Raw genomic sequence first — 24,353 nt, 5'->3', positions numbered from 1 at the left:
TCGTCGGAACCTGGAATGAATGCCTCCATATTGACCCCACCACAGGTAGAGCAGTAGGTTTCGTTATCACTCCGTGATATTCGGGGATGGCGTACGGTCCCCAGTGCAGGACCGATGGAGCGCCGAAAGGGGCCGGGGCGATGGTGCGGGCCAGGAGTACGGAGCGGCGGGCGGAGATCGTCCGGGCCACGCTCGAAGTGATCGCCGAGCGCGGCTACCGCGGCGCCTCGCTGAGCGCGGTCGCCGAGCGGGTCGGCCTCAGCCAGCAGGGGCTCCTGCACTACTTCCCGACCAAGGAGGCGCTGCTCGTCGCCGTGCTGGCGGAGCGCGACCAGTGGGACACCGGCGGCTCCACCCGGAGCGACGGCGTCTGGCGGATCGAGCTGCTGGCCTCGCTCGTGGAGTACAACGCGATGCGGCCCGGCATCGTCCAGACGTTCTCGGCCCTGCTCGGCGAGAGCGTGACGGAGGGACATCCCGCGCGGGAGTTCTTCACGCGCCGCTACACCCAGGTCCGGTCGAGCATGGCGACGATACTGCGCGCGGAGTACGGCGAACGACTGCCGGGCGGGCTGACTCCGGAGCGCGCGGCGCCGCTGCTCGTGGCGGTGTTGGACGGGCTCCAGTACCAGTGGCTGCTGGACCCGGATTCGGTGGACATGCCCGCGGCGTTCGGGGATTTCCTGGCGCTGTTGCAGCCGCCGGGACCCGGGACTGCGGAGAACCCGCAATCATGACATGGCCTGCGGCGACGCAAGTAGAACAATGATCAATGAACGCCACCTGCGGGTGATTTCGGGGCGGTCTACGCGCGTCCGGGCGCAGGGCAGCCCTCCGGGCGCTCCAGGGTTGCCGCATGACTACCGAGCCCGCCGGAACCCCCGGCCTGCCCTCCCGCCGCACCCTGATCACGGGCGCCACCGCCGGTGCCGCCGCCCTGGCCGTCTCCGCCGCGACCGGCACCGCGAGCGCCGCCGCGCCCGGTGCCACCGGCTCCCCCGCCGCAGCCGGCACCGCGTTAGCCCCAGCGGCCACCGGATCGGACTGGAACACCTGCCTGAACGTCGCCCGCGCCATCCTCGTACGCGACGAACAGGATCAGCCGCTGGTCCCCCACTACCGCGACGTCCTGCTGTCCAAGGGCCTGCCGCGCAGCCGCAAGAGCCCCAAGAAGGTGCTGATCGTCGGCGCCGGCCCGGCCGGACTCACCGCCGCCCATCTGCTCCGCAGCGCCGGGCACACCGTCACCGTCATCGAGGCCAACGGCAACCGCGTCGGCGGCCGGATCAAGACCTTCCGCCAGGGCGGCCACGAGAGGGCGAAGGCGCCGTTCGCGGACCCGAAGCAGAACGCCGAGGCCGGCGCGATGCGCATCCCCGACAGCCATCCGCTGGTCACCGGCCTCATGGACAGCTTCGGTCTGAAGCGCCGCCGCTTCTACCTGGTGGACGTCGACGCCGAGGGCCGGCCCGTCAACCGCACCTGGATCCATGTCAACGGCATCCGGATGCGCAAGGCCGACTACGCGCAGAAGCCCCAGGCGGTCAACCGCTCGTTCGGGGTCCCCGCCGAGTTCGAGAACAAGACCGCCGCGTCGATCGTGCGGGACGCCTTCAAGCCCGTGCGGCAGGAGTTCGAGGGCAAGGAGGGCCGGGAGCTCGTCGAGGGCTGGGCGCGAGTCATCCAGCGGTACGGGCACTGGTCGATGTTCCGCTTCCTGACCGAGGCGGCCAAGCTCGACGAGCGCACCATCGACCTCATCGGCACGGTCGAGAACCTCACGTCCCGGCTCCATCTCGCCTTTGTGCACAGCTTCATCGGGGCCTCCCTGATCAGCCCGGACACCGCGTTCTTCGAGCTGCCGGGCGGTACGGGCACGCTTGCCGACGCGATGTACGAGCGGGTCAAGGACGTGGTGCGGCTGGACCGCCGGGCCACCAGGATCGGCTACGGCACCGACCACGTCGAGGTCGAGACGATCTCCGAGGGCCGCGACGGCAAGCCGCTGGTGCGCCAGACCTTCCGCGGTGACCGGGCGATCATCACCGTGCCGTTCTCCGGGCTGCGCCACATTCCCGTCGCGCCCGCGCTCTCGTACGGCAAGCGGCGCGCGATCACCGAGATCCACTACGACGCGGCGACCAAGGTGCTGCTCGAATTCAGCCGCCGCTGGTGGGAGTTCGAGGAGAAGGACTGGAAGACCGAGCTGGAGCGGATCAAGCCCGGTCTGTACGACGCCTACCGGCTGGGCAAGGCGCCGGCCGACGGTTCACTGCTGGGCTCCCACCCCTCCGTACCGTCCGGCCACCTCCCGCCCAACCAGCGCGTGCACTACGCGGCGTACCGGGCCACCGCGCGCAACCAGCCCGAGGCGGCGCATGTCATCGGCGGCGGATCGGTCACCGACAACGCCAACCGCTTCATGTTCCAGCCCTCCCACCCGATCGAGGGCAGCGCGGGCGGCGTCGTCCTCGCCTCGTACAGCTGGGCCGACGACGCGCTGAAGTGGGACTCGCTGGAGGACGACGAGCGCTACCCGCACGCCCTGGGCGGGGTGCAGGACGTGTACGGGCAGCGCGTCGAGGTCTTCTACACGGGCGCCGGCGCCACCCAGTCGTGGATGCGCGACCCGTACGCGTACGGCGAGGCGTCGGTGCTGCTGCCGGGCCAGCACACCGAGCTCTTCGCCCATGTGCGCTCGGTCGAGGGACCGCTGCACTTCGCCGGCGACCACACCTCGATCAAGCCGGCCTGGATCGAGGGGGCGCTGGAGTCGGCGGTCAGGTCGGCGCTGGAGGTGCACAGCAGCTGACCGGGGTCCGGCGGGCGTCGCTCAGTTCATGGGCGGCCGGTCTCCTCAGTGCTTGTCGAGGGTGTACGGGGCGGGCGCCGGGTCCTCGTCCTCGGGCGCCACCAGGTCACGCGTCAGCAGGGTGGCTCCGGCGACGGCGCCCGGCATCAGGAACACGGCGACGAACGGGACCAGGAAGGCGAGCCCCAGCGGCACACCGAAGCCGAGGGTCAGCAGCCGCCGGCCGCGCAGCAGGGCGAGCCGGTCCTTCAGGACCATGCCGCGGCGCTGGAGCGCGACGGCGGTGAGCTCCTCGGCGAGGAAGTAGCCGGTGACGCAGAAGCCGAGCACGGGGACGACGGTCTGACCGAGCACCGGGATGAATCCGAGGGCGAAGAGCAGCACCGTGTAGAGCCCCACCCGCGCCAGGATGCGGATGCTGTCGCGTGCGGAGATCCACAGATCCTGCCAGAGCGGCAGCCCGGACTCGGGGACCTCGCCGCCCTCGGTGCGGTCGACCTGCTCGGAGAGCGACTCGTAGAAGGGCTGGCCGACCAGCAGCGTCACGGCGGTGAACGTGATCACGGCGAGGAAGAGTCCGAGGCCGAAGACCAGCACGGTCAGGGTGGTGCGGAGCAGACCGAGCCAGGGCGAGGACCAGTCGTCGGCGAACGGGGTCGCCCGGTCCACCAGGTCGTCGGCGCCGTAGCCGAGACCGACGAGCGCCGCCACGTACAGCACGAGGGTGATCAGTCCGGGCAGCAGCCCTATCCCGAACCACCGTCCGTGCCGGCCGACCCAGCGCTGTCCCTTTATCAAGTAGCCGAAGCCCGCCCCTAGATCACGCATGGCGTCAGCGTACTGGCGGGAAAGGGCGCCGCCGGACGGGCCGTTGTCGCGGACACGCCCGGGGGCCGCATCCCTGCGCGGGATGCGGCCCCCGGTCCGCTGCGAGCGGGGTGGTCAGGCGACCGACAGCTCGACCTTGATGTTGCCTCGCGTGGCGTTCGAGTACGGGCACACCTGGTGGGCCTTCTCGACGAGCGACTGCGCGGTGGCGGTGTCGACGTTCGGGATGGTGGCGCTGATCGCCACCTCCAGGCCGAAGCCGCCCTCGGCCGTCTTGCCGATGGAGACCTCGGCGGTCACCGTGGAGCCGGAGATGTCCGCCTTCTCCTGACGGGCCACCACGCCCAGCGCGCCCTGGAAGCAGGCGCTGTAGCCGGCCGCGAAGAGCTGCTCGGGGTTGGTGCCCGCGCCGCTTCCGCCCATGGCCTTCGGCGGGTTGACGATGACGTCGAGGTTGCCGTCGTCGGACGAGACGCGGCCGTCACGGCCGTTCTCGGCGGTGGCGACGGCGGTGTAGGCAACGGTTATGTCCTGAATGGTCATGCTGAGGATTCCTCCTGCTGTGCGCCGCGACTCGCGCCCACGATCGCGACGGCCTGTGGATGAGCCTAACGGGTGCGCCGGGGCGGCTGTCAGGCGAGGGAGACGATCATCTTTCCGGTGTTCTCGCCGCGCAGCAGACCGAGGAAGGCGTCGAAGCCGTTCTCGATGCCCTCGACGAAGGTCTCGCGGTACTTCAGCTCGCCCGAGGCCAGCCAGCCGGCGACGTCCTGGACGAACTGCGGCTGGAGCGCGGCGTGATCGCCGACGAGCATGCCCTGGATGCGCAGCCGCTTGCCGATGACGAGGGCGAGGTTGCGCGGGCCGGGGGTCGGCTCGGTGGCGTTGTACTGGGCGATCATTCCGCAGACGGTGACGCGGCCGTGCAGATTGAGCGAGGAGATCGCCGCTTCGAGGTGCTCGCCGCCGACGTTGTCGAAGTAGACGTCGATGCCGTCGGGGGCCGCCGCGCGCAGCTGCTCCACCACCGGGCCGTCGTGGTAGTTGAAGGCCGCGTCGAAGCCGTACTCCTCGACGAGGAGCTTGACCTTCTCGTCGGAACCGGCCGAGCCGATCACCCGCGAGGCGCCCTTGATCCTCGCCATCTGGCCGACCTGGCTGCCGACCGCACCGGCCGCGCCGGAGACGAAGACGGCGTCGCCCTCCTTGAAGGAGGCGACGTCGAAGAGGCCCGCGTAGGCGGTGAGCCCGGTCATGCCGAGCACGCCGAGGTAGGCGGAGAGCGGGGCGATCGACGCGTCGACCTTCACCGCGTGCTCGGCCGGGACCTCGGCGTACTCGCGCCAGCCGAGGCCGTGCAGGACGTGGTCGCCGACCGCGATGCCCTCGGCGTTCGAGGCGATGACCTCGCCGACCGCTCCGCCGTCCATGGGGTGGTCGAGCCTGAAGGGCGGGGCGTACGACTTCACGTCGTTCATCCGGCCGCGCATGTACGGGTCGACCGAGAAGTGCAGATTGCGGACGAGGACACGGCCCTCGCGGGGAGCGGTGACCGGGGCCTCACGCAGCGCGAAGTCCTCGGCCTTCGGCCAGCCGTGGGGGCGGGCGACGAGGTGCCATTCGCGGCCGGACGTGGGAAGTGCTGCTGACATGGGCTCGGGTTCTCCTCGATGTCCTACGGGGTGGGGGAAGCTCCGACCGGGGCGGTCGGGGCCGCACCGGGGAAGCAGAATGCTTCATGCAGTGAAACAACCATGCTCCTGAATATTTCACCTTGTCAAGCAACCGGCTATCCTGAGTGTCATGGCCACCACCCGCACAGACCCTCTGGCCCTCGAAGTCGTCGAGCTCATCGGTACCGTCGTGGCGCGCTACTACGAGGAGTACGACGAGGCGGCGGCAGCCCACTCGCTCACCGGCGCGCAGGCGAGGGTGCTCGGGCTGCTCGCCCTGGAGCCGATGCCCATGCGCAAGATCGCCCAGAAGCTGAAGTGCGAGCCGTCGAACGTCACCGGCATCGTCGACCGGCTGGAGACGCGCGGCCTGGTGGAGCGCAGGCCGGATCCGGCCGACCGCCGGGTGAAGCTGGCCGCACCGACGGAGCTGGGCACCCGGACGGCGCAGCAGCTGCGCGATTCGCTCACCTTCGCGCGGGAGCCGCTGGCCGAGCTGTCGGAGGGGGACCGGACGATGCTGCGGGACCTGCTGCGCCGGATGCTGGGCGAGCCGGGCCCGTCCGCCGGATAGGCCCTGGATCCGGGGTGTGGAAGCGTTGGACCCATGACCGCGCCCGCGCCCTTCGGCCCCCGTGAGTTCCAGCTCGTCCTGCTGCGCCGGATGGCCGACCACCAGCCCGGTCTCGTCGAGGACGCCCGGCACGAGCTGAGCGCCTCGCTCGCCGAGATGCGCGAGGCCAACCGCCGCTGGCAGGCCATGGTGCGGGCACCCGGCGGACGGGGCGCCCTGCGCCGCTACCGTTCGGTGCTCGGCGAACCCGTGTCGTCCGTACGCCGCACGATCGGCGACCTGGAGTGCGACGCGCTGCGGTGGCCGGTGCCGCTCTGGCCGGATCTCCGGTTCGAGGTGATGGTCGCGCCGGGCGGCGCGGTGTGGAACGAGTGGCTGGTCCGGGCGCCGGGGGCGCCGGTACCCGAGCTGCGCGCGGTCGAGGATCTGCGCCCCTGGTCGGGCACGGTCGACGAGGTCGCGCGGGCCTTCCCGCCGGCCCGCCCGATGGAAGGCAGCGCGCCGACCCGCTGGGCGCTCGCGATCACCGCGCCGGGAACGGGCGAGCCGTACGTCGCCGAGTTCACCTGGGGCCTGTTCCAGCGGCTGCTGCCGGGCTGATTCCCGCGCGCCGCCCTCTTCTGTCGGCCCGTCAGCCGCGTACCTCCTACGGCTCACCCCAGCGCGCGCCACGACTCCGAACGGCGCAGTATGCGAGAGAGCCGGCTGCCCGCCGGTGCCACCGTCCGCGCACCCGGGAGAACCTGCCGTGACCGTCAGTCTTGAGCAGTTGCGCCGTTGCCATGTCGCCGTCGACCTCGGGGCCGCCCGGACCCGCGTGTACGTCAAGGGCCTCGGGCTCGTCGTCGACGAGCCGAGCGTCGCCGCGGTGAACACGCGTACCGGGTCGCTCATCGCCGTCGGCGCGCTCGCCGAACAGATGACGGGCCGCACCCCCGACTACATCCGGGTGGCCCGCCCGGTCTCCGGCGGAACCGTCATCGACATCGAGATGGCCCAGCGCATGCTCCGCCATCTGCTCGGCGAGAAGCTCCGCCGCCAGCTGCGCCGCAAGCCCCGGCTGCGGGCCGCCGCCTGCACCCCGCACGACAGCGATCCGCTCGCCCAGCGGGCCGCCGTCGAGACGCTGGTCGGGATCGGTGCCCGGCGGGTCGAGCTGGTCGACACCCTGATCGCGGCGGCCGTCGGCTGCGGGCTGCCGGTCGAGCAGCCGACCGCCACCATGATCATGGTGTGCGGGGCCGCGACCACCCAGATCGCGGTGCTCTCGCTCGGTTCGATCGTGAGCGCCGTACGCATCCCGATCGGCGGCGACGCCATCGACCACGCGGTGATCCAGTATCTGCGTCAGCACCATGCGCTGATGCTGCCGAGCCAGTCCGTGCGCCCGCTGCAACTGGCGCTCAGCGGCAGCGGTCTGACCGCGCAGGGGCCCGTCACGACCGAGATCCACGGCCGTGACGTGGCGACCGGTCTGGCCCGCTCGGCGCGGGTCGACACCGCCGCCGTGCGCCAGGCCATCCACGCCCCCCTGACCGCGGTCCTGGACGGGCTCGGTGCGATCCTGCGCGACTGCCCGCCCGACCTGGTGGCCGACCTCGTGGACTGCGGAATCGTGATGGTCGGCGGGAGCGCGCTGCTGCCCGGTCTCGACCAGATGCTGCGGGACGCGACGGGCATGTCGGTGCACATCGCGGAACGTCCGGACGTCAGCGCGGTGCTGGGGCTCGGTGCCATGCTGGACGGAAAGATCGAGCCGATGGTCCTCGACCCGCTCGCCTGCTGAGCACCCCGGGGGTGCGGTGTATGACCGACGATACGACGGACACGGCCGCCGGGCCGTCCGGCGAGAAGGCCGCCGCCGCGGCCCCCGTCCCGGAGAAGCCCCCGCTGTCGATGCTCCTGGAAGCGGTGCTCGGCATCGGCTCCGATCTCGAACTGCGGGCCATGCTCCAGCAGATCGTGGACACCGCGACGGCGCTGACCGGGGCCCGGTACGGCGCGCTCGGCATGCTCGACCCGGAGCACGGCACCATCGGTGAGCTGTACACCTCGGGGCTCGACGACACCGAGCGGCAGCGGATCGGGCGGCTCCCGGACGGGCACCCGGGGATGCCCGGCGTCCTCGCCGACGGGCCGGAGCCGTCGCACCGCGACGATCCGGCCGCCGCCCCCCGGGCCGGCAAAGTACCGCCCGGCCATCCGCCGACGCGCCCCTTCATCGGGGCGCCGATCCAGGGCCCCGACCAGGTCTTCGGCAACCTCTGCCTCGCCGGGAAGCACACCGGCGGCTTCACCGATTCGGACGCGGCGGTGCTGAGGGCGCTGGCCGCGCAGGCCGGCATCGCCATCGCCAACGCCCGGCTGTACGCGGCGGCCCGGCAGCGGGAGCGCTGGATCGAGGGGGCGGCCGCCGTCACCACCGCGCTGCTGACCGGCGGGAGCGCGGCCGACGCGCTGATGACCGTCGCCGAACGGGCCAGAGCGCTCGCCGACGCCTGCGCCGGGGTCGTCCTCCAGCCGGACGAGGCGGGCGGGATGGAGATCGTCGCCGCGTCCACGCTCGACGACCCGGCCGGGATCGTCGGTACGGCGATCGAGCCCGGCTCCGCGGTGCTGGTCCAACTGCTGGGCGGAGAGCCGGTGTTCATCGAGGACTCGGCGACCGACCCGCGGATGACGACGCATGTGCGGTCCCGGTTCGGCCCCAGCATGATGCTGCCGTTGCAGAGCGGCGGGCGGCTGATCGGCACCCTCGCCCTGCCCCGGCGGCGCGGCGACCGCCCGTACACGGCCGTGGACCGGCTGCTGGCCACGCAGTTCGCCTCGCAGGCCGCGCTCGCGCTGGTCCTGGCGGACGCCCGGCACGACCGGGAACAGCTCGCGGTGTACGAGGACCGGGACCGGATCGCCCGCGATCTGCACGACCTCGTGGTCCAGCGGCTGTTCGCGACCGAGATGATGCTGGAGTCGACCCGCCGCCGGGCCGCTGCCCCGGAGACGGACGAGCTGCTGGGCAGGGCCGTCGACGAACTGGACTCCACCATCCAGGAGGTCCGGACGGCGATCTTCGCCCTTCAGCAGCCGCCCGCCGAGGCCCCGGCCACCTTCCGCGGCCAGGTGCTGCGGGAGACCGGGGGCGCCGCCGCCGTACTCGGCTTCCCGCCGTCGGTGCGCTTCACCGGGGCGGTCGACGCACTGGTCCGGGATCCCGTGGACCGGCAGCTGCTCGCCGCGCTGCGGAGCGCCCTCGCGTCCGCGCACCGGCGGACCGGGGTGTCGGCGATCGAGGTGGAGGTGGACGCGACGGCCGAGCTGCCGGACGGGCGGGCCGCGGTACGGCTGACGGTCGCCGACGACGGGCGCGAGGAGGGCGGCTCGGGCCCGTCGACCGTCACCTGGCAGGCGCCGCTCTGAGCGCGACCCGGGTGCTGGAGTGGGCGACCCCCGCCTCCCGTTTGAGCCTGCGCAGCAGGCCGTCCAGGGCCGCGGTGTCGGCGACGGTGGCCCGTACGAGATAGTCGTGGCCGCCGGTCACATGGACCACTTCGGTGATGCCGGGCAGGGCGAGCACGGCCCGCTCGAACACCTCGTTCGTCGTATCGATCCGCAGCGTCACATCGATGAAGACGACCAGGCCGGTACGGGTGTCGGCGGCCGGATCGATGATCACGGTGAAGCCGCGGATGACGCCGTCGCGGCGCAGTCGGCGTACCCGGTCGGCCGCCGCGTTGGCGCTGAGCCCGACCCGTACGCCCAGATCGCGGTACGAGATCCGGGCATCCTCCTGGAGAACGCCGAGGATTTCTCTGTCCAGACGGTCCATACTGCGATTGTCGCAGCTTTGTCCGGTTCGTGACTGGGCAAGTCGCGCCCGGCGATACCCCTCCCCCGCTCCCGGCCGCCGGACGCGCGTGACCCGCTTGGCGCATTTGCGCAGGCCCAGGGCCTGCGCCCGCCCTTGACTGAAGAGGTGGATACAGCTGTCAAGCAGTCCCCCACCACGGTCGACAGACCGTCCTCGGCCGCCTATCGCAACCTCGTGATGGCCACGATCGGTTTCGGGCTCACCTTCTGGGCCTGGAATCTCATCGCGCCGCTGTCCGGGGACTACAAGGAGCGGCTGGGGCTGAGCTCGTTAGAGCAGTCGCTGCTGGTGGCGGTGCCGGTGCTGGTCGGCTCGCTGGGCCGGATCCCGGCGGGCGCGCTCACCGACAAGTACGGCGCACGGCTGATGTTCCCGCTGGTCTCGGCGCTCACCATCGTGCCCGTGCTGCTGCTGATCCCGGCGAGGGACTCCTACGGCGCGATGCTCGCGGTGGGCTTCCTGCTGGGCCTGGGCGGCACCACGTTCGCGATCGGTATCCCGCTGGTTCAACTCGTGGTTCCCGCCCGCCGAGCGGGGCCTGGCGCTCGGGGTGTTCGGCATGGGGATGGGCGGGGTCGCCCTGTCCGGGTACTTCACCCCGCGCATCGCCGGGCACGGCGACAACCTGCCGTACCTGGTGGTCGCGGCGGCGCTCGTGGGGTACGCGGCGCTGGCCGCCGTGCTGGTCACCGACCGGCCGGGCCGCCCGGTGCCGACCGACTCGCTTGCCCACCGGCTGGCCGACGCCGGACGGCTGCGGGTCACCTGGGAGCTGTCCGCGCTGTACGCGATCGGCTTCGGCGGAATCGTCGCGTTCGGCGTCTATCTCCCCACGTATCTGAAGACCTGGTACGACCTGTCGCCCACCGACGCCGGCACGAAGGCCGCCGGATTCGCCCTGGTCACGGTCGTCTTCCGGCCGATCGGCGGCTGGCTCTCGGACCGCGTCCACCCGGCCGTGGTCACGGCGGCGGCGCTCGGCCTGGCCGCCCTGATGGCGATCGTCCAGGCCTTCGACCCGCCGCTGGCCCCGGGCGGCACGATCGCGCTGCTCTGCATGGCGGCGGGCCTGGGCACCGCGAGCGGCAGCGTCTTCGCCCTCGTCTCGCAGGTGACGCCGCAGGCGAAGGTGGGCAGCGTGACCGGGATCGTCGGCGCGATGGGCGGGCTGGGCGGCTTCGTGCCGCCGCTGGTGATGGGGGCGATCTACAGCGCGAAGGGCTCGTACTCGATCGGCTTCATGCTGCTGTCGGACCTGGCGCTCGCGGGGTGCGTGTACGCGTACGGCCGCATGCGGGGACTCAAGCGGGACTAGGGTCTCTCGTTCGGGACAGCCCTTAGGGTGCGGTGGGTGACTCCTCTTCTCTCTGTGCCGGATGACGGTTCGACCCGGGAAGCCACCCGGTTCGGCGAACACACCATGACCTACGACCGGTTGGCCATCGCCTCCAGCGCGCTCGCCGCGCGTCTCGTCGGCGCCGGGCGGGTCGCCGTCTGGGCCACCCCCACCCCCGAGACGGTGGTCGCCGTCGTGGCCGCGCTGCGTGCCGGGGTGCCGGCGGTTCCGCTCAACCCGAAGACGGGGACGCGCGAACTCGCCCACATCGTGGCCGACAGCGAACCGACCGTGGTGCTGGCCGGGGCGGGCGACATGCTCCCGCCGGTGCTGGACGCGCTGGACCGCATCGACATCGACACGGCCGGGGAGGGCGCCGGCGCCGCGCTCCCCGAGCCCTCCCCCGAGTCCCCCGCGCTGATCGTCTACACCTCCGGCACCACGGGCCCGCCCAAGGGCGCGATCCTGCCCCGGCGGGCCATCGCGGCCTCGCTCGACGCGCTGGAGGACGCCTGGCAGTGGACCGACGACGACGTGCTCGTCCACGCCCTGCCGCTGTTCCATGTGCACGGCTTGATCCTGGGCGTGCTGGGGCCGCTGCGGCGGGGCGGATCGGTGCGGCACCTGGGCAGGTTCTCCACCGACGGGGTGGCCCGGGAACTGTCGTCCGGCGGCACCATGCTCTTCGGCGTACCGACGATGTACCACCGGCTGGCCGAGGCCCTCGACGGCTCCGCCCCCGGGGCTGCCGAACTGGCGAAGGCGCTGGCCGGAGCCCGGCTGCTGGTGTCCGGGTCGGCCGCGCTGCCGGTGCACGACCACGAGCGGATCGCGACGGCCACCGGCCGCCGGGTCATCGAGCGGTACGGCATGACGGAGACCCTGATGAACACGGGCGTCCGGGCCGACGGCGAACCGCGCCCCGGAACGGTCGGCGCGCCCCTGCGCGGCGTGGAGCTCCGCCTGGTCGAGGAGGACGGCACCGTCCTCGCCGAGGGCGCGACCGGACCCGATGCCATCGGCGAGATCCAGGTGCGCGGCCCCAACCTCTTCACCGGCTATCTGAACCGCCCCGACGCCACGGCCGCCGCACTCACCGAGGACGGCTGGTTCCGCACCGGGGACATGGCCACCCGGGACGCCGACGGCTACGTACGGATCGTGGGGCGCAAGGCCACCGACCTGATCAAGAGCGGCGGCTACAAGATCGGCGCCGGGGAGATCGAGAACGCGCTCCTGGACCACCCCGGCGTCCGCGAGGCCGCCGTCACCGGTGAGCCGGACCCGGATCTGGGCGAGCGGATCGTCGCCTGGGTGGTGCCGGCCGACCCGGCGTCGCCGCCGTCCGGGGACGAGCTCGCGGACCATGTGGCCGCCCAGCTGTCCCCGCACAAGCGCCCGCGCACGGTCCGCTACCTGGACGCGCTGCCCCGCAACGACCCCGGCAAGATCATGAAGCGGTCGCTCCATGCCTGACCGGCTGACGGCGAGAGCGGCCATCGCGGCCCTCACCGCGGATTTCGAGGAGCTCGGGGAGCCCGGGGACGCCACCGCGCCCGGCCGTGACGGCGCCGGGGACGGGCCCCTCGCCTGGGCCGGGTACGCGGACTCCCGGGCCCGCGCCGCCGCCCGTACCGGCGAGGAGGAGTCCGTCGTCCATGGCCTCGCCTCGGTCGGCGGCCGGGCCTGCGTGCTGGTCTCGTTCGAGTTCGGGTTCCTGGGCGGTTCGCTGGGGCAGCGCACCGGGGACCGGCTGGAGGCCGCGTACGAGGCCGCCCGGAGCCGGGCGCTGCCGCTCGTCTCGCTGATCGCGACGGGCGGCAGCCGGATGCAGGAGGGCATGGCCGCCCTGACCCAGCTCCAGCGGGTGGCCCGTGCCTCGGCGCGGCTGCGGGCGGCGGGCCCCGCGCAGCTCGCGGTCCTGCGCGACCCGACGACGGGGGGCGGCTGGGCCACGCTGGGCGCGGGTGCCGATGTGATCCTGGCGCTGCCGGGCGCCCAGGTCGGGTTCGCCGGTTCCCGGGTACGGCCCCCGGACGCGGATCCCCACGCGTACACCGCCGAGGGCCAGCTGGCCGCGGGCCAGATCGACGCGGTCGTCCCGCCGGACGAGCTCCCGGAGACGGTGGCCCACTGGCTGCGGGCGCTCCAGGCCCCGGGCTCCCCGGCGCTCCCCGCCCCGGTGCCGGACGCCCTGTCCGCCACCGGCCTTCCGGTGACCGGCTGGGACGCGGTCCGGCAGGCCCGCTCGCCCGCCCGGCCGCGCGCCGAGGCGTATCTGGACGCCTATTTCGACCAGCGGCTCCCGCTCTGCGGCGACCGCTGCGGGGGTACGGACCCCGGGCTGCTCTGCGGTTTCGGGCGGCGCGGCGGCCGGTCCATCGCGTACGTGGCCCAGTGCGGCACCGCGACCCGCCCGGCCGGTTACCGCACGGCGGCGCGGGTGATCCGGCTGGCCGACCGGCTCGGCGTTCCCGTGCTCACGCTGATCGACACCCCGGGCGCGGCGAACGACGCGGAGGCGGAACGGGCAGGCGCGGGCGCCGCCATCGCAGGCGCCTTCGCGGCGATGGCGGAGGCCCGGGTCCCCGTCACCACCCTGGTGATGGGCGAGGGCGGTTCGGGCGGCGCGCTGGCCCTCGCGGCACCGGGGAACACCCATGTCACCCGGGACAGCTACTTCTCGGTGATCGCCCCTGAGCCGGCGGCGGCGATCCTGAAGCGCGCCCCGGACGAGGTGCGTGCCACGGCCGACCAGCTGCGGCTGCGCCCCCAGGACCTGGTGGAACTGGGCTTCGCCCGCTCGGTGGTGGGGCCGCGGGACGGAGCCGGGGACGTGCCGCGGGGGTGAGGCGCGGGCGGGGCGGTCACGGCTGGGGGTCCCGCGCGTCGTACCGCGCGAACCCGCGCCACCGCAGCGCCAGCAGGGAGACGGCGACGACACAGGCGATCCCGCCCCCGGTCACCGCCAGGCCGGGCGAGGTCAGGTCGGCGACCGATCCCGCCAGGAAGTCGCCGAGCCTCGGCCCGCCCGCCACGACGACGATGAACACGCCCTGGAGCCGCCCTCGCATCTCGTCCGGCACGGCCGCCTGGAGCATGGTGTTGCGGAAGACCATCGACGTGGTGTCCGCGCACCCGGCGAGCGCCAGGAAGAGCAGCCCGAGCCAGAGCTGCCGGGTCAGGCCGAAGACCGCGATGGCGGTACCCCAGCAGGCGACAGCGAGCAGCACGGCGAGGCCGTGGCGCCGGATGCGCCCCAGCCAGCCGGAGAACACCCCGCCGAGCAGCGCGCCGAGCGCCGGGGCGGCGACCAGCAGTCCGGTGGTCTTCGCGTCGCCGCCGTACCAGAGGACGGCGACGACGGGGAACAGCGCCCGGGGGTGGGCCAGCAGCATGGCGCACATATCGGTGAAGAAGGTCATCCGGAGGTTGGGCCTGGCCCCCAGGAAGCGCAGCCCGTCCGCGACGGACGCCCGCTTGTCCCCCGCGCCCTCCTCGCGCTGCGGCAGCATGGCGGGCAGCCGCCACATCGCGTAGAGCGAGGCGGTGAAGGTGATGGCGTCGACGGTGTACGCGGCCCGGTAGCCCCACCAGCCGACGACGAGCCCGCCGAGCATCGGCCCGACCAGCGTGCCGGTGGTGCCGGTCATGGAGGTGAGCGCGTTGGCGGCGGGCAGCTGCTCGGGCGGCAGCAGCCGGGCGATCATCGAGCTGCGGGCGGGCGCGTTCACCGCGAAGCAGGCCGCCTGGAGGCCGACGATCGCGTACAGCAGCCCCACCTGCTCCACCCCGGCGACGGTGATGGCGACGAGTGCGACGGAGAGCACGAACGACCCGGCGGAACTGGCCAGGCCCAGCTTGCGGCGGTCCATGGTGTCGGCGACGGCCCCGCCGTACAGCCCGAAGACGGCCAGCGGCAGGAACGAGCAGAATCCGATGAGCCCGACCGAGAAGGCGGACCCGGTGATGTCGTAGACCTGGAGCGACACGGCGAGCGAGGTCATCCCCTGCCCGATCCAGGAGACCGTGTTCCCGAACCAGAGCCGCCGGTAGTCGGGGGAGCTCCGCAGCGGTGTCAGGTCGGCGAATATGCGACGGCGGGCGGCGGGTTCTTCGGTCGTTTCGCTCACGCCGGATAGTAACGACCGGGTCGGGCCCGGCCGTTGTGGCCGGGTGCCGGCGGCCGGCTATCTCCAGTGGATTCCTGACGTCCTGGCAGGCTTGTACACGGTTCCGTTGTGCGGGTGGGTGCGGCGCTCGAACAGTGTGGCGTACAGGCCGCTCCTGTCGAGAAGTTGGGTGTGCGTGCCGGATTCCACCAGCCGCCCCTCGTCCAGGACGAGGATGCGGTCGGCGTCCGCGGCCAGGGCCAGGTCGTGGGTGATCACGATGGTGGTGCGGCCCCGGGCCAGCCGCCGCAGGGGTTCGAGGATGCGCTCCGCGGCCAGCCGGTCCAGTCCGGTGGTGGGCTCGTCGAGGAGGAGAACGGGCGCGTCGCGCAGCATGGCGCGGGCGATGGCGATGCGCTGCAACTGGCCGCCGGAGAGCCGGGAGGTGCCGGTGGATATGACGGTGTCATATCCCTCCGGGAGGACCTCGATGAACTCGTGGGCGTCGGCCGCCCGCGCGGCCCGCACCACATCGTCGTGGCTCGCGTCGAGACTTCCGCAGCCGATGTTCTTCTCGATGGTGTCGTGCAGGACCAGCGTGTCCTGCGGCAGCAGCGTGACGTTCTGCCGGAGGTAGGGCAGCGGCAGCCGGTCCACGGACACACCGTCCAGCCGTACGCTGCCGGCGTCCGGGTCGTAGAACCTCAGCAGCAGCGCCGCCAGGGTCGACTTGCCCGCACCGCTGGGGCCGGTGATGACCAGCAGCTCCCCGGGACTTGCGGAGAACGAGAGGTCCCGGAGCACCATCTCGTCGCTGCCGGGGTAGTGGAAGAACACCTGCCGCGCCTCCACCTCGCCGAGCGCCCGGCTCCGCGGCGGCACGGGCACGGAATCGCCCGGGTCGGTGACCGCCGGCTCGGCGTCGAGGATCTCCAGCAGTCGTTCGGCGCCCGCGGTCGCGGCGGTGGCCGTCAGGCCGAGCTGGCCCAGCGAACGGATCGGCGGGTAGAGGTAGCCGATGAAGGCGGCGAAGGCCAGCAGCTGTCCGAGCGTCATCCGATGCCGGGAGATCTCCCACGCCCCCAGACCGATGATCGCCAGGACGCACAACGTTTCGAGGACCTCGACGAGTTGCTCGTAGAACTCGGTGAGGCGGACGGCCTTCACCGCTGTCCTCAGCCGGATACGTGCCTTGCTGAGGAGCCGCTCCTCCTCATCGTGCTGCCTGTTGTACGCCTGGGTCATGACGACGTTGACCAACGTCTCCTCGACCACGGCCGTGATGGCACCGTCCGCCGCCCGACCGCGCCGGGACACCGCGCGCAGGGGCCCGGCGAAACGGGTGGTCGTGAACCAGAAGAGCGGCACCATGACAAAGGTGGCAAGGGCCAGATCCCAGCGCAGCCACAGAGCGGCAGCGGCATAGAAGAGCGTGCCGAACAGGGCCGATGCCGCCCCGACGATGCCGGAGACCACGAGCGCTTCGATGGCTTCCACGTCACCCGTCAGCCGCTCCACCAGGTCACCGCGGCGATTGCGCTGGTAAAAGTGCGGCGGAAGCATCTGAAGATGTCCGAATACCCGTGCCCGCAGCCTCATCACGAAGCGTTCGGCGACCCAGGCGGCGAGCGAGTTGCCCAGATATCCCAGCACTGCGCCGATGACGGCCACGGCGAGCCACTGGCCGGCAGGCTTCCAGAAAGCGCTGACGGAGCCGGTCTGCAGAGCGGTGTCGGTGAGTCTGGCGAAGAGCAGGACCGTGATGGTCTCGGCGATGGCGGCCAGGACCGCGCACAGGAGAATGAGGATGAGCCAGCGCCGGTCACCCTTGGTCAGTGGCCAGAAGCGCCGGAACGCCACGACGATGCTGATGGGATCCGTGCGGATCGGGACATCCGTCACCGAGTCCTGAGGAGTCTCTTCGGGGGGCGCTGGGCGCCGGAACGAGCTGCGGAGGCGCATGGGCGTCACGTCACAGAAGTGCTCGGACTATGGACCATCTCCATAGGCGCGGACCCCAAAACCGCGAGACCGACCCGCGCCGCAGCGCGAGCCTGCCTCGTTTCGGGGATGGTGTCGGGGGTGTGGGGTCAGTAGCCCCACCCACCGCCGCCGCCACGGCCGTAACCGCCGCGTCCGCCACCGCCGTCGCCGCGGCCGTAACCGCCGCGTCCGCGTCCGAAGCCGAAGCCGCGTCCGTAGCCACCGCGTCCGCGTCCGAAGCCGCGTCCGCCACCGTAGCCACCGCCACCGCCGTGGCTCCTGTAATCGAAGATGCTGCGTACCTTCATCTTCGCCTCCTCTGGAGGAGTTCGCTGCGCCGCTCCTTGCTCTTGCTGCGGCACTTTCGACACTACGTCCGACCCCTGCGGCCAACAAGTCGTAGAAGCCGAAATCAAGGATAAAAAGGGACGAAATACCGTAGCCCTTCAGAGCGTTGTCATAAGTGACTCTCCGGACATCCGTCGGGGCGGCCGACGGCGGCGCACACCTCGCGACGACGTCACGGCCGTCCTCCGGCCGCACACAATCGAGGCCGCCCGTACGGACACTGACGCACCGACGCACTGACGCTTCGACGCGGGACGGGCGGGCCCCGACCGGACCTCACCGACACGACCCGCCGGGCCGGGGCGCGGCCACTTGATCTTGCTACGGGGCTATGGTGAGGGCCCCCACGGAATCCGTGAGGGCCCTCGCGCCTACGTATACGCAGGTCATAACGTTTCTGCCGGAACATCGGCAGTGGGGCGGGTGGGACTCGAACCCACGGCCGACGGATTATGAGTCCGCTGCTCTAACCGGCTGAGCTACCGCCCCTTTTCGGCGTGGCGCGTACAAGTGTGCGCGCCGTCTGCCGCAGCATAGCCGGTCATACGATCTCTCGCTCCGGATGGTCGGCTTCGCATGACCATGAAGACCTCACCGTCGGCCGTCCGGTTCCGGACGGAGCGAAGTACACGCGAAAGAGTCACACGCATCCCACACGCACCACGGTGACGACCGTCGGCGGACATACGAAAAAGGACCCCTCGGGGTCCTCTTCCGTTCCGCTCCCCCGACTGGACTCGAACCAGTAACCCTCCGGTTAACAGCCGAATGCTCTGCCAATTGAGCTACAGGGGATCGCGCTCCCCCGACTGGACTCGAACCAGTAACCTGCCGGTTAACAGCCGGCTGCTCTGCCAATTGAGCTACAGGGGATTGCTGCGTATGCACCGAACCCTACCTACCTGGCTGCTGCCGGGCGGCGCGCGTTCGCTGCGACACATACATTAGCGCAAGCAGGGGGGTGCTTTGCCAATCGGTATCCCCCGGGGTGATCTCCGGTGCCCGCGGGTAGGTCGGGCAGCACACGTCGCACTGAGCGTCGCACTGAGCAAGGAAGGGTGGCAGCCATGCGGTACCGGCTCACGTTCATCGCCGGACTGGCCCTCGGATACGTGATCGGGACACGGGCCGGGCGCGAGCGCTACGAGCAGCTGAAGAAGTCCGCACGCCAGTTCGCCCAGAATCCGGCCGTGCGCAATACCGCCGAGTCCGCGGCGCAGAGCGGCCGCGATCTGGCCGGCAAGGCGTACCACTCGGTGAGCGAGAAGGTCGGCGACAAGGTCCCCGCCTCGGTGGCCGACCGGATGCGCTCGCTGCGGAACCGCGGCCGGAACGGCGAGGACGACTGGGGCACCACCAATACCTGAGAGCCTGTCGGGTGACCTCCGACCGGGCGGCCACGCCCTGGCACGTGGCCGCCCGGTCGGAGGTCACCCGACAGGCTCTCAGGGCTGTCCCCACCGCTGCCGCACCACCGGTACGGAAAAGCTCCGGCGGTGCGGCAGAATCTGGGGCATGGGGATAGTCGCCGGCTTGGACAGTTCTTCCGCCTTCACGCACATCGTCGTCTGCGATACGGACACGGGCGCCGTGCTGCGCCGGGGGTTCGCCGCACACCCCGTCGAGGCGAAGGCCACCGAGGTCGACCCGCAGGCGTGGCTGCTCTCGCTCGGCGAGGCCGCCACCGACGGGCTGCTCGAAGGGGTGCAGGCCATCGGCGTCTCCGCCCAGCAGCACGGTCTGGTGCCACTGGACCGCCAGGGCAATCTCGTCCGCCCGGCGCTGCTCGGCAACGACAAGCGGGCGCAGGTCGCCGCGGCCGATCTGATCGATGGACTCGGCGGGCGGCAGCCCTGGGCCGAGGCGGTCGGGGCGGTGCCGCAGGCCGCGCAGCCGGTGTCGAAGCTGCGCTGGCTGGCGCGGACCGAGCCGGAGGCGGCCCAGCGGGTGGCCGCGGTGCTCCAGCCGCACGACTGGCTGGTCTGGCAGTTGCTGGGGCGTCCCGCCCGGCGGACCACCGACCGGGGGGCCGCGTCCGGCACCGGCTACTGGTCGGCGGACACCGGCTCCTACCGGCCCGATCTGGTGGAGCTCGCGCTCGGGCACCAGGCCGCGCTGCCCGAGGTGCTCGGTCCCGCCGACGCGGCCGGGACGACGCCCGAGGGGCTGCTGATCTCCGCGGGGACCGGCGAGACGATGGCGGCGGCGTTCGGGCTCGGGGTCGGGGTCGGCGACGCGGTGGTGTCGCTGGGCGCGTCGGGCTCGGTCATGGCGGTGCACGACGAGGCGCTGTCCGATCCGACCGGGATGATCACTTCGTTCGCGGACGCGACCGGGAAGCACCTGCCGGTGGTGCACACGTCCAACGCGGTACGGGCGCTGCGCGGGACCGCCGAGATGCTCGGCATGGAGGGCCTCGACGAGCTCTCCGCGCTGGCGCTGAAGTCCACGCCGGGCGCGTCCGGGCTGGTGCTCCTGCCGTACCTGGAGGGCGAGCGGACGCCGCAGCTGCCGCATGCCGCGGGGACGCTGTGCGGGCTGCGGCGCGAGTCGATGAAGCCGGAGCATCTGGCGCGGGCGGCGTTCGAGGGGATGCTGTGCTCGCTGGCCGACGCGCTCGACGTGCTGCGCGGCCGGGGCGTCGAGGTGCGGCGGGTCTTCCTGCTGGGGGCGGCGGCCGAGCTGCCCGCCGTGCAGGGGCTCGCTCCGGCACTGTTCGGTACGCAGGTGGTCGTGCCGCAGCCCGCCGAGTACGCGGCGCTGGGCGCGGCCCGGCAGGCGGCCTGGGCGCTGGGCGTCTCGCAGGGGACGGCCGATCCGCTCACTCCCCCGGCCTGGCAGGGCGCCGCGGCGCAGGTGCTGGAGCCGGGCGACGAGCTGGCGGTCGGGCAGGCGGTACGCCAGCAGTACGTGGCGACGCGGGACCAGATCCACCCCGGAGCGTTCGACTCCGCCGGCTGAGCAGTCCACCTGTGCGGATATGACCGGGTACACCGGTGGAGATGAACCCCTCCACTTGTGTACTCGGTCTGTTTTTTGACCTGGTCTTGAGTAAAATTACTCGCAGTCGCGGCCCCCGGTGCCGGAAAATGGGTCGACTCCCGCCCTCTGCCGACTCCGAGAGACACGCGTGCTCATAAAACTCCTGCGGGCCTATCTCGGTCCGTACAGAAAACCCATCCTGCTGCTGGTCCTCCTCCAACTGCTGCAGACCTGCGCCAGCCTCTACCTGCCCACCCTGAACGCCGACATCATCGACAACGGTGTCGTCAAGGGGGACACGGGCTACATCCTCGAATTCGGCGGCATCATGATCGCCGTCAGCATCGGCCAGGTGGTCTGCAACACGGGGGCCGTCTACTTCGGCGCCCGTACCGCGTCCGCGCTCGGCCGTGACATCCGGGCGTCGATCTTCGACCGGGTGCAGTCGTTCTCGGCCCGTGAGGTCGGACGATTCGGGGCGCCCTCGCTGATCACCCGTACGACCAATGACGTCCAGCAGGTCCAGATGCTGGTGCTGATGACCTTCACCCTGATGGTGTCGGCCCCGATCATGTGCGTCGGCGGCATCATCATGGCGCTCGGCCAGGACGTCCCGCTGTCGGCGGTGCTGCTCGCGGTGGTGCCGGTGCTCGGCATCGCGGTGAGCCTCATCGTGAAACGGATGCGTCCGCTGTTCCGCACGATGCAGGAGCGGCTCGACACGGTGAACCGGGTGCTGCGCGAGCAGATCACCGGCAACCGGGTCATCCGCGCCTTCGTCCGTGACGGCTACGAGGAGGAGCGCTTCCGCGGCTCCAACACCGAGCTGACGGATGTGGCGCTGTCCACGGGCCGGCTGATGGCGCTGATGTTCCCCACCGTGATGACGGTCGTGAACGTCTCGTCGATCGCCGTGCTCTGGTTCGGTGCCCAGCGCATCGACAGCGGCGGCATGGAGATCGGCGCGCTGACCGCCTTCCTCGCCTATCTGATGCAGATCGTCATGTCGGTGATGATGGCCACCTTCATGTTCATGATGGTGCCGCGCGCCGAGGTCTGTGCCGAGCGCATCCAGGAGGTCCTGGAGACCGAGTCCAGCGTGGTCCCGCCGGTCAAGCCGGTCCGCGAGCTGGCCGCCCGCGGTCATCTGGAGGTGCGCGGTGCGGACTTCCGCTACCCGGGCGCCGAGGAGCCGGTGCTGCGGGCGGTGGATCTGGTGGCCCGCCCCGGCGAGACCACCGCGATCATCGGGTCGACGGGCAGCGGGAAGTCGACGCTGCTCGGGCTCGTGCCGCGGCTGTTCGATGTGACGGACGGCCAGGTGCTGGTCGACGGTACGGATGTGCGGACGCTGGAGCCGGCACTGCTGGCGAAGACCGTGAGTCTCGTTCCGCAGAAGCCGTATCTGTTCTCCGGGACGGTCGCGACGAACCTGCGGTACGGAAACCCGGACGCGACCGACGAGGAGCTGTGGCACGCGCTGGAGGTCGCGCAGGCCAAGGAGTTCGTCACGGCGCTGGAGCACGGTCTGGACGCGCCGATCGCGCAGGGCGGCACCAATGTCTCGGGCGGGCAGCGGCAGCGTCTGGCCATCGCCAGGACGCTGGTGCAGCGCCCGGAGATCTATCTCTTCGACGACTCGTTCTCCGCACTCGACTACGCCACCGACGCCGCGCTGCGCGGGGCGCTCACGCACGAGACGTCCGAGGCGACCGTGGTGATCGTGGCGCAGCGGGTGTCCACCATCCGCGACGCGGACCGGATCCTGGTGCTGGACGAGGGCCGGGTCGTCGGCTCCGGCACCCATCACGAGCTGATGGACGGCAATGAAACGTACCGGGAGATCGTGCTCTCCCAGCTGACGGAAGCGGAGGCCGCGTAATGGCCGGGCCTGGCGGACGCATGATGGCGGGCGGGGCGCCGACCGACCGGTCCATGGACTTCAAGGGGTCCTCGAAGCGGCTGCTGAGGCGCTTCGCGAAGGAGAAGACCCCGCTGTACGTGATGCTGGCGGCCTCGGTGCTGAGCGTCGCCCTGTCGGTGGTCGGGCCGAAGATCCTCGGCCGGGCGACCGACCTCATCTTCGCCGGGGTCGTCGGCCGGGAGATGCCCGAGGGGACGACCAAGGACCAGGCCATCGAGGGCCTGCGCAAGAGCAGCAGCGGCCTGGCCGACATGCTCTCCGGGGTGGACTTCGTCCCCGGTCACGGCATCGACTTCGGTGCGGTGGGCGACGTACTGCTGGTGGCGCTGGCGGTCTATGTCGGCGCCGGCCTGCTGATGCTGGTGGCGACCCGGCTGTCGATCCGGATCATCAACCGGATCATCTTCCAGTTGCGCGAGGACATCCAGACGAAGCTGTCGCGGCTGCCGCTGTCGTACTTCGACCGGGCCAAGCGCGGCGAGGTGCTCAGCCGGGCGACGAACGACATCGACAACATCTCGCAGACGATGCAGCAGACGATGGGCCAGCTCATCAACTCCCTGCTCACCATCGTCGGCGTGCTCGTCATGATGTTCTGGGTCTCGCCGCTGCTGGCGCTGGTCGCCCTGGTGACGGTGCCGCTCTCGGTGGTCGTGGCCACGAAGGTCGGCAAGCGCTCGCAGCCGCAGTTCGTGCAGCAGTGGAAGGTGACGGGCAAGCTCAACGCCCACATCGAGGAGATGTACACCGGGCACACCCTGGTGAAGGTCTTCGGCCGGCAGGAGGAGTCCGCGAGGGACTTCGCCGAGCAGAACGAAGCGCTGTACGAGGCCGGTTTCAAGGCGCAGTTCAACAGCGGGATCATGCAGCCGCTGATGATGTTCGTCTCCAACCTGAACTATGTGCTGATCGCCGTCGTGGGTGGTCTGCGGGTCGCTTCGGGGTCGCTGTCGATCGGTGACGTGCAGGCGTTCATCCAGTACTCGCGGCAGTTCTCGATGCCGCTGACCCAGGTCGCCTCGATGGCGAACCTGGTGCAGTCGGGCATCGCCTCGGCCGAGCGGATCTTCGAGCTGCTGGACGCCGAGGAGCAGGGCGCCGACCCCGCGCCCGGCGAGCGCGAGCGCCCCGAGGAGCTGCGGGGCAACGTCTCGCTGGAGAAGGTGTCGTTCCGTTACGACCCGGAGAAGCCGCTCATCGAGGATCTGTCGCTGAGCGTCGAGCCGGGTCACACGGTCGCGATCGTCGGCCCGACCGGGGCCGGCAAGACCACGCTCGTCAATCTGCTGATGCGGTTCTACGAGGTGACGGGCGGCCGGATCACGCTGGACGGGGTCGACGTGACGAAGATGTCGCGCGACGAGCTGCGGCAGGGCATCGGCATGGTCCTCCAGGACACCTGGCTGTTCGGCGGTTCGATCGCGGACAACATCGCGTACGGCGCGTCGCGCGAGGTCACCCGTGAGGAGATCGAGGAGGCGGCGAAGGCGGCCCACGCCGACCGGTTCATCCGTACGCTGCCGGACGGCTACGACACGGTGATCGACGACGAGGGCTCCGGCGTCAGCGCGGGCGAGAAGCAGCTGATCACCATCGCGCGGGCATTCCTGTCCGACCCGGTGATCCTGGTGCTCGACGAGGCGACGAGCTCCGTCGACACCCGTACGGAGGTCCTGATCCAGAAGGCGATGGCGCGCCTGGCCCATGGCCGTACCAGCTTTGTGATCGCGCACCGGCTCTCCACCATCCGGGACGCCGACGTCATCCTGGTGATGGAGAACGGCTCGATCGTCGAACAGGGCACGCACGAGGAGCTGTTGGACGCCGAGGGTGCCTACGCCCGGCTGTATTCGGCGCAGTTCGCGCAGGCGGTCGCCGAAGTCGACTAGGAACACCGCCCGTTCGGACCCGAG

The 24,353-nt window shown here is 71.3% G+C and carries 19 protein-coding genes, 3 tRNA genes and 1 pseudogene; 13 read left to right on the top strand and 10 right to left on the bottom strand.

Going from position 1 to position 24,353, the window contains the following annotated elements:
* The first annotated feature begins 140 nt into the window (after positions 1–140).
* Both OG520_RS27850 and OG520_RS27845 read left to right on the top strand, forming a co-directional pair.
* Positions 141–737 carry a TetR/AcrR family transcriptional regulator gene (locus tag OG520_RS27850; protein ID WP_406015005.1) on the top strand — a complete coding sequence of 199 codons (597 nt, stop codon included), beginning with the start codon at positions 141–143 and terminating at the stop codon, positions 735–737.
* 119 nt (positions 738–856) lie between these two features.
* Complete coding sequence (locus tag OG520_RS27845; protein ID WP_406015004.1) at positions 857–2,812, top strand: flavin monoamine oxidase family protein; 1,956 nt, start codon at positions 857–859, stop codon at positions 2,810–2,812.
* A 45-nt stretch (positions 2,813–2,857) separates the two neighbouring features.
* On the opposite strand, the gene OG520_RS27840 is transcribed toward OG520_RS27845, so the two are convergent.
* The 3 genes from OG520_RS27840 to OG520_RS27830 all read right to left on the bottom strand — a co-directional run bounded on the left by OG520_RS27840 (position 2,858) and on the right by OG520_RS27830 (position 5,292).
* Positions 2,858–3,640 carry an EI24 domain-containing protein gene (locus OG520_RS27840; RefSeq protein WP_406015003.1) on the bottom strand — a complete coding sequence of 261 codons (783 nt, stop codon included), beginning with the start codon at positions 3,638–3,640 and terminating at the stop codon, positions 2,858–2,860.
* A 114-nt stretch (positions 3,641–3,754) separates the two neighbouring features.
* Complete coding sequence (locus OG520_RS27835; protein WP_266419559.1) at positions 3,755–4,183, bottom strand: organic hydroperoxide resistance protein; 429 nt, start codon at positions 4,181–4,183, stop codon at positions 3,755–3,757.
* 89 nt (positions 4,184–4,272) lie between these two features.
* Positions 4,273–5,292 (bottom strand): NADP-dependent oxidoreductase, encoded by a 1,020-nt coding sequence (locus OG520_RS27830; protein WP_399326468.1) that lies wholly within the window; start codon positions 5,290–5,292, stop codon positions 4,273–4,275.
* A gap of 151 nt (positions 5,293–5,443) precedes the next feature.
* On the opposite strand from OG520_RS27830, the gene OG520_RS27825 reads away from it, so the two are divergent.
* From OG520_RS27825 to OG520_RS27810, 4 genes are all read left to right on the top strand, one after another.
* A complete protein-coding gene (locus tag OG520_RS27825; protein ID WP_399326470.1) occupies positions 5,444–5,887 on the top strand; it encodes a MarR family winged helix-turn-helix transcriptional regulator in 444 nt (147 codons plus the stop codon).
* A gap of 33 nt (positions 5,888–5,920) precedes the next feature.
* The gene (locus OG520_RS27820) at positions 5,921–6,487 is read left to right on the top strand and encodes a hypothetical protein (protein ID WP_385334540.1); all 567 of its coding nucleotides are present in this window, start codon (positions 5,921–5,923) and stop codon (positions 6,485–6,487) included.
* Between the two features lie 148 nt (positions 6,488–6,635).
* A complete protein-coding gene (locus OG520_RS27815; RefSeq protein ID WP_406015002.1) occupies positions 6,636–7,673 on the top strand; it encodes a rod shape-determining protein in 1,038 nt (345 codons plus the stop codon).
* A 110-nt stretch (positions 7,674–7,783) separates the two neighbouring features.
* Entirely contained in the window at positions 7,784–9,304 is a 1,521-nt protein-coding gene (locus OG520_RS27810) for a GAF domain-containing protein (RefSeq protein WP_406016582.1), read from the top strand.
* Here OG520_RS27810 and OG520_RS27805 read toward each other — a convergent pair.
* Positions 9,282–9,713: an Lrp/AsnC family transcriptional regulator gene (locus tag OG520_RS27805; protein WP_389971145.1), complete on the bottom strand. Its 432-nt coding sequence runs from the start codon at positions 9,711–9,713 to the stop codon at positions 9,282–9,284. The genes OG520_RS27810 and OG520_RS27805 overlap by 23 nt on opposite strands.
* Positions 9,714–9,860: 147 nt before the next feature.
* Here OG520_RS27805 and OG520_RS27800 point away from each other — a divergent pair.
* From OG520_RS27800 to OG520_RS27790, 3 genes and pseudogenes are all read left to right on the top strand, one after another.
* Positions 9,861–11,070, top strand: a pseudogene (locus OG520_RS27800) (nitrate/nitrite transporter).
* Between the two features lie 105 nt (positions 11,071–11,175).
* Complete coding sequence (locus OG520_RS27795) at positions 11,176–12,567, top strand: acyl-CoA synthetase (RefSeq protein ID WP_406016581.1); 1,392 nt, start codon at positions 11,176–11,178, stop codon at positions 12,565–12,567.
* Positions 12,560–13,942: a carboxyl transferase domain-containing protein gene (locus OG520_RS27790; protein ID WP_406015001.1), complete on the top strand. Its 1,383-nt coding sequence runs from the start codon at positions 12,560–12,562 to the stop codon at positions 13,940–13,942. The genes OG520_RS27795 and OG520_RS27790 overlap by 8 nt, the downstream gene beginning before the upstream one ends.
* Positions 13,943–13,958: 16 nt before the next feature.
* Here OG520_RS27790 and OG520_RS27785 read toward each other — a convergent pair whose 3' ends face one another.
* The 6 genes from OG520_RS27785 to OG520_RS27760 form a co-directional block, all read right to left on the bottom strand.
* Complete coding sequence (locus OG520_RS27785; protein WP_406015000.1) at positions 13,959–15,224, bottom strand: MFS transporter; 1,266 nt, start codon at positions 15,222–15,224, stop codon at positions 13,959–13,961.
* A 57-nt stretch (positions 15,225–15,281) separates the two neighbouring features.
* Positions 15,282–17,165, bottom strand: a complete 1,884-nt coding sequence (locus OG520_RS27780) for an ABC transporter ATP-binding protein (protein ID WP_406014999.1) — start codon at positions 17,163–17,165, stop codon at positions 15,282–15,284.
* A 128-nt stretch (positions 17,166–17,293) separates the two neighbouring features.
* Positions 17,294–17,494 carry a hypothetical protein gene (locus tag OG520_RS27775; protein WP_406014998.1) on the bottom strand — a complete coding sequence of 67 codons (201 nt, stop codon included), beginning with the start codon at positions 17,492–17,494 and terminating at the stop codon, positions 17,294–17,296.
* A gap of 455 nt (positions 17,495–17,949) precedes the next feature.
* Positions 17,950–18,023, bottom strand: a tRNA-Ile gene (locus tag OG520_RS27770).
* A gap of 233 nt (positions 18,024–18,256) precedes the next feature.
* Positions 18,257–18,329, bottom strand: a tRNA-Asn gene (locus OG520_RS27765).
* 5 nt (positions 18,330–18,334) lie between these two features.
* Positions 18,335–18,407, bottom strand: a tRNA-Asn gene (locus OG520_RS27760).
* A 194-nt stretch (positions 18,408–18,601) separates the two neighbouring features.
* Here OG520_RS27760 and OG520_RS27755 point away from each other — a divergent pair.
* The 4 genes from OG520_RS27755 to OG520_RS27740 all read left to right on the top strand — a co-directional run bounded on the left by OG520_RS27755 (position 18,602) and on the right by OG520_RS27740 (position 24,329).
* Positions 18,602–18,901: a YtxH domain-containing protein gene (locus OG520_RS27755; protein ID WP_406014997.1), complete on the top strand. Its 300-nt coding sequence runs from the start codon at positions 18,602–18,604 to the stop codon at positions 18,899–18,901.
* 148 nt (positions 18,902–19,049) lie between these two features.
* Positions 19,050–20,495, top strand: a complete 1,446-nt coding sequence (locus OG520_RS27750) for an FGGY family carbohydrate kinase (RefSeq protein WP_406014996.1) — start codon at positions 19,050–19,052, stop codon at positions 20,493–20,495.
* Positions 20,496–20,664: 169 nt separating this feature from the next.
* Positions 20,665–22,398, top strand: a complete 1,734-nt coding sequence (locus OG520_RS27745) for an ABC transporter ATP-binding protein (RefSeq protein ID WP_399326510.1) — start codon at positions 20,665–20,667, stop codon at positions 22,396–22,398.
* Entirely contained in the window at positions 22,398–24,329 is a 1,932-nt protein-coding gene (locus OG520_RS27740) for an ABC transporter ATP-binding protein (RefSeq protein ID WP_266419527.1), read from the top strand. Before OG520_RS27745 ends, OG520_RS27740 begins: the two co-directional genes overlap by 1 nt.
* The last annotated feature ends 24 nt before the right edge of the window (positions 24,330–24,353 follow it).

It is taken from the genome of Streptomyces sp. NBC_00984, assembly GCF_045162475.1.
Taxonomy (GTDB): Bacteria; Actinomycetota; Actinomycetes; order Streptomycetales; family Streptomycetaceae; genus Streptomyces.
This window is presented reverse-complemented; position numbering and strand designations above follow the sequence as displayed.